This is a genomic window from Hyphomicrobiales bacterium (genome assembly GCA_016710435.1).
Taxonomy (GTDB): Bacteria; Pseudomonadota; Alphaproteobacteria; order Rhizobiales; family Aestuariivirgaceae; genus Aestuariivirga.
The window spans coordinates 2,987,141-2,998,527 of sequence record JADJVV010000001.1 but is presented as its reverse complement, the minus strand read 5'-3'; the positions used below and the strand labels follow the sequence as shown (position 1 = coordinate 2,998,527).

Annotated in this window: 11 protein-coding genes; 3 read left to right on the top strand and 8 right to left on the bottom strand. The window is 62.7% G+C overall.

Going from position 1 to position 11,387, the window contains the following annotated elements; translation table 11 throughout:
* Window position 1 precedes the first annotated feature (1 nt).
* On the top strand, window positions 2–1,420 hold the full coding sequence (locus IPM06_14615; protein ID MBK8771654.1) for a glutamate synthase subunit beta: 1,419 nt from the start codon (window positions 2–4) through the stop codon (window positions 1,418–1,420).
* A 5-nt stretch (window positions 1,421–1,425) separates the two neighbouring features.
* Complete coding sequence (locus IPM06_14610) at window positions 1,426–2,337, top strand: DMT family transporter (GenBank protein ID MBK8771653.1); 912 nt, start codon at window positions 1,426–1,428, stop codon at window positions 2,335–2,337.
* Between the two features lie 21 nt (window positions 2,338–2,358).
* Here IPM06_14610 and IPM06_14605 read toward each other — a convergent pair whose 3' ends face one another.
* The gene (locus tag IPM06_14605) at window positions 2,359–2,637 is read right to left on the bottom strand and encodes a hypothetical protein (protein ID MBK8771652.1); all 279 of its coding nucleotides are present in this window, start codon (window positions 2,635–2,637) and stop codon (window positions 2,359–2,361) included.
* Window positions 2,638–2,783: 146 nt separating this feature from the next.
* On the opposite strand from IPM06_14605, the gene IPM06_14600 reads away from it, so the two are divergent.
* Entirely contained in the window at window positions 2,784–4,166 is a 1,383-nt protein-coding gene (locus IPM06_14600) for a cation diffusion facilitator family transporter (GenBank protein MBK8771651.1), read from the top strand.
* A 3-nt stretch (window positions 4,167–4,169) separates the two neighbouring features.
* Here IPM06_14600 and kdsA read toward each other — a convergent pair whose 3' ends face one another.
* The 7 genes from kdsA to IPM06_14565 form a co-directional block, all read right to left on the bottom strand.
* On the bottom strand, window positions 4,170–4,997 hold the full coding sequence (gene kdsA / locus IPM06_14595; GenBank protein MBK8771650.1) for a 3-deoxy-8-phosphooctulonate synthase: 828 nt from the start codon (window positions 4,995–4,997) through the stop codon (window positions 4,170–4,172).
* On the bottom strand, window positions 4,994–5,449 hold the full coding sequence (locus tag IPM06_14590) for a PaaI family thioesterase (protein MBK8771649.1): 456 nt from the start codon (window positions 5,447–5,449) through the stop codon (window positions 4,994–4,996). The genes kdsA and IPM06_14590 overlap by 4 nt, the downstream gene beginning before the upstream one ends.
* Window positions 5,446–7,809, bottom strand: coding sequence for a mechanosensitive ion channel (locus tag IPM06_14585; protein MBK8771648.1), 2,364 nt, complete (start codon window positions 7,807–7,809; stop codon window positions 5,446–5,448). The genes IPM06_14590 and IPM06_14585 overlap by 4 nt, the downstream gene beginning before the upstream one ends.
* Before the next feature lie 5 nt (window positions 7,810–7,814).
* A complete protein-coding gene (locus IPM06_14580; protein MBK8771647.1) occupies window positions 7,815–9,443 on the bottom strand; it encodes a CTP synthase in 1,629 nt (542 codons plus the stop codon).
* A gap of 111 nt (window positions 9,444–9,554) precedes the next feature.
* On the bottom strand, window positions 9,555–9,938 hold the full coding sequence (gene secG, locus IPM06_14575; GenBank protein ID MBK8771646.1) for a preprotein translocase subunit SecG: 384 nt from the start codon (window positions 9,936–9,938) through the stop codon (window positions 9,555–9,557).
* 79 nt (window positions 9,939–10,017) lie between these two features.
* Complete coding sequence (locus tag IPM06_14570; GenBank protein ID MBK8771645.1) at window positions 10,018–10,488, bottom strand: L-2-amino-thiazoline-4-carboxylic acid hydrolase; 471 nt, start codon at window positions 10,486–10,488, stop codon at window positions 10,018–10,020.
* A 12-nt stretch (window positions 10,489–10,500) separates the two neighbouring features.
* Window positions 10,501–11,259 (bottom strand): triose-phosphate isomerase, encoded by a 759-nt coding sequence (locus IPM06_14565; GenBank protein MBK8771644.1) that lies wholly within the window; start codon window positions 11,257–11,259, stop codon window positions 10,501–10,503.
* Between the last annotated feature and the right edge of the window lie 128 nt (window positions 11,260–11,387).

The window sequence follows — 11,387 nt, the reverse complement described above, 5'->3', positions numbered from 1 at the left end:
CATGGGCAAGATCACGGGCTTTCTTGAGATCGACCGCCAGGACCGCAAGTATGCGCCTGCCGCTGACCGGGTGCGCAACTACAATGAATTCGTGATCCCGCTGGGTGACGAAGGGACGCGCAGCCAGGCGGCGCGCTGCATGAACTGCGGCATTCCCTACTGTCACAACGGCTGTCCGGTGAACAACCAGATCCCGGACTGGAATGACCTCGTCTACAACGACATGTGGGAAGAAGCCTCGCGCAACCTTCACAGCACCAACAACTTCCCGGAGTTCACGGGCCGCGTCTGCCCTGCCCCGTGCGAAGCGTCCTGCACGCTGAACATCGAGGACACGCCCGTCACCATCAAGACGATTGAATGCGCGATCGTGGACAAGGCATGGGAAAAGGGTTGGCTCAAGCCGCTGGTGGCCGCTGAAAAGACGGGCCACAAGGTGGCGGTCGTAGGCGGCGGACCTTCCGGTCTCGCAGCGGCGCAACAGCTGGCGCGGGCCGGCCACAGCGTCCACCTGTTCGAGAAGAACGCCAAGGCGGGTGGCCTGCTTCGTTACGGCATTCCTGATTTCAAGATGGAGAAGCACCTGATCGACCGCCGCATCGCGCAGATGGAAGCGGAAGGTGTCACGTTCCACTACGGCGCCCACATCGGCGTCACGCAGGATGCGCGGCAGCTGATCGACTCCTTCGATGCGGTGCTGATTTGCGCGGGGTCGGAAAAGTCACGCGATCTCCCCGTGCCGGGGCGCGACCTTGATGGCGTGCACTATGCCATGGAATTCCTGCCCCAGCAGAACCGCCGCGTGGGCCAGGAAACGCCGCTCGACAACAAACCAATCCTTGCCAACGGCAAGCATGTGGTGGTGATTGGCGGCGGTGATACGGGATCGGATTGCATCGGCACGTCCATCCGCCAGGGGGCGCTTTCGGTGACGCAGATCGAGATCATGCCGAAGCCGCCGGAGAAGGAGAACAAGGACCTGACATGGCCGAACTGGCCGATGAAGCTGCGCACCTCCTCCTCGCATCAGGAAGGTGCGGAGCGTGATTTCTCCGTGCTCACCACTGCCTTCCGCGGCGAGGATGGCAAGGTGAAGGCACTCCAGTGCGCCCGCGCCGGGGCCGACATGAAACCCATGCCCGGCACGGAGTTTGAGCTGAAGGCTGATCTGGTGCTGCTCGCCATGGGTTTCGTACATCCCGTGCATGAAGGCATGCTGAAGAGCCTTGGCGTGAAGCTGGACCCCCGCGGCAACGTGGAGGCCAATGTGAAGGACTACAAAACGTCCGTCGACAAGCTCTTTGCCGCCGGTGATACGCGCCGTGGCCAGTCGCTGGTGGTCTGGGCCATCCGCGAGGGGCGGCAGGCGGCACGTTCGGTTGACGAGTTCCTGATGGGCTCCACCACGCTTCCGCGCTGAACGCCATGAACCAGCCCGTTGGAGACGCGAGCGAGAACCGCGTCATCGGAATCGCCTACATGCTGGCGACGATGGTGTGCTTCATCTCGCTCGACACCATCATGAAGTATTCGATGGAGCACTACTCGCTGGTGCAGGTGACTTGGGCGCGCTTCTTCTTCGCCACTGTGTTCGCGGTGCTGCTCTGCGGCAGGCAGTTGCCGGCCCTTGCGCGCAGCACCGTGCCAGGTGTGCAGGTGACGCGCTCGGTCTTGCTGATGACCACAACGGGCCTGTTCAACGCGGGGATCAGCCATCTGCCGCTGGCTACGGCAACCACCATCATGTTTCTCACCCCCATTCTGGTGACAATGCTGTCGATTGCGGTGCTGGGGGAAACGGTGGGCTTGCGCCGTTGGGTGGGCATCGGGCTCGGGTTCATCGGCGCTGTGATCGTGGTGCAGCCGTGGGGATCACTCGACTCGTCGTTCTCGACGGGTGTGCTTTTCCTGCTTGGGGCGGCCTTCACCAATGCTTCGTACCAGATCGCCACGCGGCAGGTACGCTTCGATGATCCGCTGACGAGTCTTCTCTATACGGCGGCGGGTGGGGCCCTCGTCACCAGCGTGCTGCTGCCAACGAACTGGACGACGCCGGATCTTCTCGGCTGGACACTCATGATCGGCAGCGGATTTGCTGGCGCTCTCGGCCACTTCTTCCTGATCCGCGCCTTCCGCTATGCCCCGGCCAGCGTGGTGGCTCCGTTCTCCTACAGTTCGCTGGTTTGGGCCACGGTGTTCGGGTTCCTGATCTGGGGCCAGCTGCCCGACACGGCAACGTGGATCGGCGCGGCCTTCATCGTGTCTGCCGGGCTTTACATCTTCTTCCGTGAACGCCACGTGGCCAATCGGACCAAGGCAGACGACATGGCGGATTGAGGGCCCGGGCTCATTCCTCGTCTATTTCGTCTCCCGTTTCACATCCTGCGCCAGGCTCTCCAGGTATTCCTGTTCGCCCGGCGGCATTTCGACCTTGTGTGCCACCGTAAAGGCTTCGTAATAGGCCAGCTCAAGAAGCCCCTGCAGCGTGCCGAATCCCTCTGATTTGGACATGTTGCGCAACTCCAGCACCATATCCGCGATATATTGGGCGGTCTGGCGGGGATCATGGGGTATGGGTGCGAGGGACTGGAAAGCGGTGACGGTTGGGCGGCTATTGTGGACGATCGTGTGGGTCATTCCGGGCGCTCCGTGAACAAAACATGATTCACCATATACGTGTTTTATGTATTTCAAACATATCCTGAGTTGTATTCAGGCGAGTGAACGGGATTATTTTGATGAATAGTGAAGGCCCGGGCGGAAATGTCTCCCGGTCGGATGCAATGAGCGAGAAGTCCCGGGTTGCAACCTGGTCGCTGGTGGCCAGTTTCACGCTGACGGTGGCCAAGTTTGTTGCTGCCCTGTTCTCTGGGTCACTCGGCCTTCTATCCGAGGCGTTCCACAGCCTGCTCGACTTCGCCGCGACGGGCGTGACCTTGTTTGCGATTCGCTATGCGGAACGTCCGGCGGATGATGATCATCCCTTCGGCCACGCCAAGATGGAGAGCGTGGCGGCCCTCATCGAAACGGGGATGCTGTTCGGAGTAACGGGCTGGATTGTCTACGAGGCGCTGCACCGGCTCACGAGTGGCACCGGCGAAGTCGAGATCAGCTGGTGGGTCCTGGCGGTTGTCGCCGCCTCCATCGTCATTGATTTCAACCGTTCGCGAGCCCTTCAGGCGACAGCCGACAGAACGCAGAGCGAAGCCCTCGCAGCCGATGCGCTGCATTTCCGCGCCGACCTGTGGAGTTCCTGCGCGGTACTCACCGGCCTGCTGCTGAGCCTGGCGGGCTTTGCCTGGGCAGACCCGGCGGCGGCCCTCGTTGTGGCCGTGTTCGTGGCGCATGCCGCGTTCGGCCTTGGCAAGCGGACACTCGCCACCCTGCTCGATGCGGCCCCCGCGGGGCTTTCGGTCAACCTCACCGAGATTGCCACGGCCGTGAATGGCGTCCTCTCGGTGTCGCGCATCCGCTGCCGTCCGGCAGGGCCGACACTGTTCGTGGAGTTGACGGTCGATGTGGCCCGCACGCTCCATGTCTCGCGCATCGTCGACATAAAGCAGGAGGTGGTGCGTGCCATCCGCCGGGCCCATCCGTCGGCGGACGTGAACATCTCGACACATCCGGTGGAGATTGATGATGAGTCGGCCCACGACAAGATCATGCACATCGCGAGGGCGCACGATTCTGCCATTCATCACGTCACCGTTCAGGTGACGGACGGGCGGCTCGCCGTGAGCTTTGACCTGGAAGTGGATGGCGAGACGCCGCTCCTCACCGCCCATGAGCAGGCAACGGCACTGGAAACAGCGATCCGTGATGGCCTCGGCGGCGACGTGGAGGTGGAGAGCCACATCGAACCCAGCCCGCCGGCGCTTCTGCACGGCCGTGAACCCTCAGCCCGCCTTTCCACCACAATCCGCGCGGAACTGGCGCGGCTTGCAAAAAAGGAAAAGCGCTTGAGTGACCTGCACAACATCCGCATCCGGCAAACGGAAGAGGGATTGTTCGTGCATTATCACTGCCGCTTCGCACCAGAGACGAGCGTGCAGGCCGTGCACGATGTGGTGGACCGGATTGAGATCAAGCTCGGCGAGGCGATCAAGAACGTGGCGCGGGTCGTGGCCCATGCCGAGCCCGTCGGCATCGAACGCCACAAGCTTTGAAGCTCAGTGCTTGGCGATTTCGTCGAGCGCCATCAACTTGCGGAGCAGCACTTCCAGCTGATCAAGCGGCACCATGTTGGGGCCGTCGGAGGGCGCGTTGTCCGGGTCCTGGTGCGTCTCGATGAACACGCCCGCCACACCCACGGCCACGGCGGCGCGGGCCAGAACGGGCACCATGCGGCGGTCGCCGCCCGATGATGCTCCCTGCCCGCCCGGTTGCTGTACCGAGTGCGTGGCGTCAAAAATCACGGGCGCACCCGTTTCCGCGAGGATCGGCAGGCTACGCATGTCCGAGACCAGCGTGTTGTAGCCGAAGCTCGCGCCGCGTTCGGTGAGCATGACGTTGGGATTGCCGCTGCCAGTGATCTTGGCGGCCACATTCTTCATGTCCCAGGGTGCCAGGAACTGGCCCTTCTTGACGTTGACCACCTTGCCCGTATTTGCCGCCGCAACCAGCAGGTCGGTCTGGCGGCAGAGGAAGGCCGGGATTTGCAGCACGTCGACCACGGGGGCAACGATGGTGCATTGTTCCTCGGTGTGTACGTCGGTGAGCAAGGGCAGCGACAACTCGCGGCGCAGGTCGGCGAAGATCTCCAGCGATTTCTCCAGCCCCATGCCGCGGCGGCCTGACAGGCTGGTCCGGTTCGCCTTGTCGAAGGACGTCTTGTAGACGAGGCCGATGCCGATGCGGCTGCAGATTTCCAGCAGCCGGCCCGCCATCATGAAGGCGTGTTCGCGGCTTTCGAGTTGGCACGGCCCCGCGATGAGGGCGAGCGGCAAGGCATTGCCGAAACGGACTTTGCCAACAGTAACGACGGAATTCATTGTCATTTGGGATACACCAGAAACGTGCCGGAGCCGTGCGCATAAAGCACGCCCGCCGTGTCGGCAACCTTGGCTTCGGCGGTGAGCATGGTGCGGCCGGCGTGCAGAACCGTGCCGGTGCAGAATAGCGGTCCCGTTTCCACGTCGATCTTGCGGACGAAACTCACCTTCAGCTCAACCGTGCCGTAGCCCACGCCCTTGCCGAGCTTGGTCATGACGGCGCAGCCGAGGCCCGTGTCGATGAGGGATGCTGCAAAACCGCCGTGCATGCGCCGCATGGTGTTGTAGAAGCGCGCATCGGGAATGCCCTGCACCACCGCAAGGCCATCACCCGCCTCGATCACCTTGAGGTTCATGGTTTCGCCCATGGGCGAGGCGTCACCCCTGGCGATAAGTTCACGGAGAAAGTCGATACCCGTCAACTCATTAAAACGGGCGTAGATGTCCTGATCGTTCATTTTGCTGCCTTGGCCCCCTGGCCTGACGGAATGTGCAGCAGTTTCTTGCCGAAACGGCGCACGATTTCCATGCGCAAATCGCTGGAGACGGCGGCGGCGTCAAGGACGTTGCGCACCTGCCCGCCGAGTTCGAATTCCATGGCCTGCGGCGTGAGCTTGACGAGGTTCACGTCCGGCCCCGGATGGCGCATCAGCTTGGGATGGTTTGAGGCAATCTCCAGGAGCATCTTCGCCACCTCGTCGGGATTGCCGTCATAACTCACGGCTACGGGAACGGTGAAATGACCAATGGTGTCGCGGAGCGTCCAGTTGCGCACCGGATTGATGATGAAGTTCGAGTTTGGAATGACGATGGAGCTGCGGTCGAAGGTCTCGATTTCGGTGGCGCGCACGTTGATGCGCTTCACAATCCCCTCGCCCGCCGTCGTCACCACCCAGTCGCCGATGCGGATCGGGCGCTCAGCCAGCAGGATGAGGCCCGAGACGAAATTGGTGACGATCTGCTGCAAGCCGAGACCGACACCAAGGCCAAGCGCACCGGCGATCAGCGCCACACTGGAAAAGCTGACGCCTGCCGCAGACAGGGCCATGCCCGCCGCGAGAGCATATCCCGCATAGCCTGCCGAGGTGCGGATTGAATCCTGGGCGCCCTTGTCGAGCTTGGTTGCCGAGAGCACGCGTCCCTGCAGCCATGAGGTGATATAACGCGTGATGATGATGCCGAGGAGCAGGATCAGCAGTGCCGCCAGAAGCGAACTGGGACTGATGGTGATGTTGCCGATCTGGAACCCGCTCGCGGCCTGGCGCAACAAGGTGGTGAAATCGACCAGAGAGACGGCCCAGAGGGCGGCAAGGCCGAACAGCGCCAGGACCGACGTGCCGATATCAATGACGGTGCGGTAGAGAAGAATGGTGCGGCCCAGGCCCTCCTCCGTGAGGCGCAAGGTGCGCCGGACCAGTTGCCCCGTGCGCGTGCCTTCACTGGCGGCCGCATCTGCCACGGCGTGGGCAAAGGCATGCAACACGCCGAGAATGACGGCGAGCATGGCGCTTTCGAGGATGTTGCCGGCGATGAACAAACCGAGTGCGATGTAGCCAAAGGCCAGCGCAGCAATGGCCAGCACCAGCAACAGCCAGATGATGGGCGTGAACTTCACGAACCAGACCAGCAGATAGCCGGGAGCTCCGCGGGCGATGTCCTTGCCCGCCTCGCGCCTGATGATGACCAGGGCCAGTGAAATCAGCACCACCAGCGTCAGGGCTGAAAGAGCCGATACGCCCACGGCGAAATTGACCGGGATGGAGAGCGACGACGCAATGTCCGTCACTGCCGTTCCGAAGCTGTAGATAAAAGAGGCAACGACGATGATCAGAACCAGATTGCGGGCGGCGAAGCTGTCGATGGCAACAAGCCGCGCCTGCGGCCGCGTCGGCTGGCAGACGAGATAGGCGGCGCCACCGTACAGGACCACCGACATGATGACGTTCATCGCGCCGTTGAACAGCATGGTGAACTGCGACGTTACGAAACCGGCGGCCTCCAGACCAACAATCAAAATGATGAGCGTCAGGATCGTACCGATGGCCCATTGCAGATAGTAGAAGATCACGTGCCAGAGGCGGCGGACCGGGCTTGGCGGATCGGTGGCACCGGGCTCCGACAGCGACGGGGACAACATGCCCCGGAAGAGACCGCGCAGGCGGCTGATGACAAAACCCGCGACCAGTATGAAGAGGCCCGTGACGGCAGCGACGCTGAAGTTCGCCTCCGGCGAGACGACCTTCCACCACTGGCCCATGAGGTTGCCGAGGCGGAGGACGAATGTCTTGGCGGAGGTCAGCGCGCTCCACCACATGCGCGGATCGAGGATCGAGTCCTCATAGGCAAAGACGCGGCTGAGGAACTGGTCGCGCTCGATGCCGCTGAGCCGCGACAGTTGCTGGTCCGCCTCCACGGAAACCAGTTCAAGCTGCTTGCGCAGGCCGAGAAGCATGGCCGCGCGGTCGTTCAGTTGCTTGCGCTGCTGGGCGATTTCCGGCGGCTCGATGGTGGGGTCTTCCGGCAGCGGTCCCAGTTGCGTGATTTGCGCTGCGACATCGGCTTGCGGCAGGTCGAGGACCTTGGCCGTGCCGTCTGCATCCGCTTTCAGCTTGATGAGGGCGTTCCGGTTCTGCGAGATCGTATCCGCACTAATCGTGTCCGGGTCAGTGGAGGCCAGGATGCTGGCCAGGGCGGCGCGCGACGATTTGATGCTGGAATCAATCCGCGCAACATCCGTCTCGTCGAAAGCGCGCGCCGGCAGTGCGGCTGCAAGCACCAGCAGCAGGGCCGCCAGAAAAGCTGACAGCGCGCTGCGCATTTGCCCTACACCAGTCGGCTTTGCACCACTGCTGCCGCGATGAACGACTTGAACAGCGGGTGCGGATCGAACGGCTTGGACTTGAGTTCGGGATGATACTGCACGCCGATGAACCAGGGGTGGTCCGGATACTCGACGGTTTCAGGCAGCAGGCCATCGGGCGACATGCCGGCGAAGCTCAGGCCTGCATCCTCCAGCCGCTTGCGATAGGCAGTGTTGACCTCGTAGCGGTGGCGGTGGCGTTCCGAAATGTGGTTGCTGCCGTAGATGTCGGCGATGTGGCTGTCCTTGGAGAGCGTGGCATCGAAGGCCCCGAGTCGCATGGTACCGCCAAGGTCGCCGCCCGCCTTGCGGATTTCAAGCTCGTTGCCCTTCATCCACTCCGTCATGGTGCCGACGACGGGTTCCTTCGTCTCGCCAAATTCGGTGGAGCTGGCATTCTTGATGCCGCACAGGTTTCGCGCGGCTTCGATGCAGGCCATCTGCATGCCGAAGCAGATGCCGAAATAGGGAATCTTGCGGGTGCGGGCCCAGGTGACGGCGTGGATCTTGCCCTCCGAGCCGCGCTCGCCAAAGCCGCCGGGCACGAGAATGCCGTCCACGTCTTCGAGATATGGAGCCGGGTCTTCCTTTTCGAAGACCTCGCTCTCGATCCACTCCAGGTTCACCTTCACACGGTTGGCGATGCCGCCGTGGACGAGCGCTTCCTTCAGCGACTTGTAGGCATCCAGCAGGCCTGTGTACTTCCCAACCACGGCAATCGTCACCTCTCCTTCCGGATGGGTGATGCGGTCCATGATGTCGGTCCACTGCGACAGGTCGGGCTTGGCGGCATCTGTGATGCCGAAGGCATCCAGCACTTCCTGGTCAAGACCTTCGGCGTGGTAGGCGCGCGGCACGTCATAGATGTTGCCCACGTCGAGAGCCTGAATGACGGCCGAAGGGCGCACGTTGCAGAACAGCGCGATCTTGCGGCGTTCATTGACGGGGATTTCCCGGTCGGCGCGGCAGAGCAGAATATCCGGCTGGATACCGATCGAGCGAAGCTCCTTCACGGAATGCTGCGTCGGCTTGGTCTTGAGTTCGCCGGCGGTCGGAATCCATGGCAGCAGTGTGAGGTGGATATAGATGCAGGAGCCGCGCGGGCTTTCCTGGCCGAATTGGCGGATGGCTTCGAAGAACGGCAAGCCTTCGATGTCACCCACCGTGCCGCCCACTTCGACCAGCACGAAATCGAAGCCCTCGCTTTCGCCACGGACGAAATCCTTGATGGCATCGGTCACGTGGGGAATCACCTGCACCGTGCCGCCGAGATAATCGCCGCGGCGTTCCTTTGTGATGATGTCCTGGTAGATCTTGCCGGTGGTGATGTTGTCGCCCTTGTTGGCGTGGCGCCCGGTGAAACGCTCGTAGTGGCCAAGATCGAGGTCCGTCTCGGCGCCATCGTCGGTGACGAAGACCTCGCCGTGCTGATACGGGCTCATGGTGCCCGGATCGACGTTCAGATAGGGGTCAAGTTTGCGCAGCCTGACCTTGAAACCACGGGCCTGGAGCAGCGCGCCAAGTGCCGCTGAAGCAAGACCTTTTCCAAGGGATGAGACCACGCCGCCGGTGATGAAAATATATCGCGCCATGGGACTCAATCCTACCCCGCCGCCCTTCCGATTCGAAGCGCGGAATTCTGTTGTTTCACTTTGGATGTGGACGGCTGTGAAACACGCAAGTGTTTCACGCCGCGCGCCGTTTTACTGTCCCGTCGGAACGGCCGGCTGCTGCGGTTGTCCGCCCAGGTTGGGCAGCGCCGGAGCATCGCCGCCCGTGGCGGGTGCGGCCGGAGCATTTCCGTTCTGCTGGGCAGCGGGGGCGACCTTTTCAAATGCCGATCCACCGCCCACGCCGCCGCGGGTGGCCAGAACCGTGAGCGCAATCGAGGTGAAGAAGAATGCAATCGCCAGGAAGGCCGTGGCCCGGGTGAGCGCATTGCCCACGCCGCGCGCGGAGAAGATGCTGCCCGCGCCGCCATTGCCGCCACCGATGCCGAGGGCGCCCCCCTCCGACCGCTGCAGCAAGATCACGCCCACGAGCGCGAGGGCGACAAAGAGGTGGATGACGAGAAGAACGGTTTGCATCGGCGAAATCCGGAAAGTTGTGAAGTTGGCGGCGGCTTTAGCCCCTAATTGGGGGCGAGGCAACCCGGCGGCAAGGGCCTCACTTTTCCACGCTGTAGCGGAAGGTGCAGCACTTGGCGCCGCCCATGATCGTCTGGGCGCGGTCGAGTTTCAGTTTGGGGTCATAGCCTTCGCAGAAGCTGCCGTCGCGGTTGCAGGACAGGAGATGGCCGATCTTCTCCAGGCCCATCTCCCTGTAGGTCTCGGCGTAGCGGCAGCGGGTGACGTTGAAGTCGAACTGCGTGTCGCTGGCCGCGAGCACGTCGATTTCAAGCGAGCCGCCCGTCGTCCAGAGTTCAAAGAGCTTGATGAAGTCCGCCATGGATGGCTTGCCGCCGGGGGCACGGGCGGCAAAGGCCCTGCCCTCGTTGATGGCTGCCTTGCGGATGGCCCGGTCAAGAATCTCCGACGCCTTTTCCTCACCGATCTCCGCCACCATCTCGGCAAAGATCGGACCGATCACCTCGGCCTGGAGCTTGCGCTTGGTGAGCGTGGGAAGGTCGGTGGTCATGCGCCGCGTTCCTCACATATACGTCTTGATGATGCCGATGAAGTCCGACGCCTTGAGCGAGGCTCCGCCGACAAGGGCGCCGTTGACATTGGCTGCACCCATGAGTTCGGCGGCATTCGAAGGCTTGACCGAGCCGCCGTAGAGAATGCGGGTCTTGGTCCCTTCCGTTCCCATGATCTTGCCGATGTCGGCACGGATGTGGGAATGGGCTTCCGCCACCTCGGCCGTGGAGGCCGTGAGGCCCGTGCCGATGGCCCAGACGGGTTCGTAGGCAATGACAGTGTTGGTGGAGTTGGCGCCTTCCGGAATGGAGCCCTTGAGTTGCCGCGACAAGACCTCGAGCGTCTTGCCGCCCTTGCGCTCGTCCAGCGTCTCGCCGATGCAGACGATGGCGACGAGGCCTGCACGGTGGGCGGCCTTGGCCTTGGCGGCCACCTGCTCATCGGTTTCCTTGTGGTTGGTGCGGCGCTCGGAGTGGCCGACGATCACCATGGCGGCGCCTGCGTCCTTCAGCATCTCGGCCGAAATGTCACCGGTGTGGGCGCCTGCGGCGGCGGCGTGGCAATCCTGTCCGCCGACCTTGATCTTGCCGCCCTTCATCACCGCCTTGGCGCGGCGGAGGATGGTGGCGGGCGGACAGACGAGGACGTCGCACTTGAGCTTTACGCCTTTCAGCATCGCGCCCAGAAGGCGCGGTTCGCGCAGGGCGGCGGTCGTTCCGTTCATCTTCCAGTTTCCGGCCACCAGCGGGCGGATCGCAGTTTCGGACATCGTCTTCCCCATCAATGTGTTAGGCGGTTCCTAGCACCGCAATCTCGCGCTTGCGAGAGCAAAGATGGCTACCTATGATACAGCATTCCCGATCTGGTCCCGTCCGTGGTGCGGGACCTTTGCAATCC

Excerpts from the sequence above, each read along its gene's own strand:
- IPM06_14570 (MBK8771645.1), bottom strand. The coding sequence starts at position 10,488 with ATGACCACCGACCTTCCCACGCTCACCAAGCGCAAGCTCCAGGCCGAG.
- IPM06_14600 (MBK8771651.1), top strand. The coding sequence starts at position 2,784 with ATGAGCGAGAAGTCCCGGGTTGCAACCTGGTCGCTGGTGGCCAGTTTC.
- IPM06_14605 (MBK8771652.1), bottom strand. The coding sequence starts at position 2,637 with ATGACCCACACGATCGTCCACAATAGCCGCCCAACCGTCACCGCTTTC.
- secG (MBK8771646.1), bottom strand. The coding sequence starts at position 9,938 with ATGCAAACCGTTCTTCTCGTCATCCACCTCTTTGTCGCCCTCGCGCTC.
- kdsA (MBK8771650.1), bottom strand. The coding sequence starts at position 4,997 with ATGACAATGAATTCCGTCGTTACTGTTGGCAAAGTCCGTTTCGGCAAT.
- IPM06_14585 (MBK8771648.1), bottom strand. The coding sequence starts at position 7,809 with ATGCGCAGCGCGCTGTCAGCTTTTCTGGCGGCCCTGCTGCTGGTGCTT.
- IPM06_14565 (MBK8771644.1), bottom strand. The coding sequence starts at position 11,259 with ATGTCCGAAACTGCGATCCGCCCGCTGGTGGCCGGAAACTGGAAGATG.
- IPM06_14615 (MBK8771654.1), top strand. The coding sequence starts at position 2 with ATGGGCAAGATCACGGGCTTTCTTGAGATCGACCGCCAGGACCGCAAG.
- IPM06_14580 (MBK8771647.1), bottom strand. The coding sequence starts at position 9,443 with ATGGCGCGATATATTTTCATCACCGGCGGCGTGGTCTCATCCCTTGGA.
- IPM06_14610 (MBK8771653.1), top strand. The coding sequence starts at position 1,426 with ATGAACCAGCCCGTTGGAGACGCGAGCGAGAACCGCGTCATCGGAATC.
- IPM06_14590 (MBK8771649.1), bottom strand. The coding sequence starts at position 5,449 with ATGAACGATCAGGACATCTACGCCCGTTTTAATGAGTTGACGGGTATC.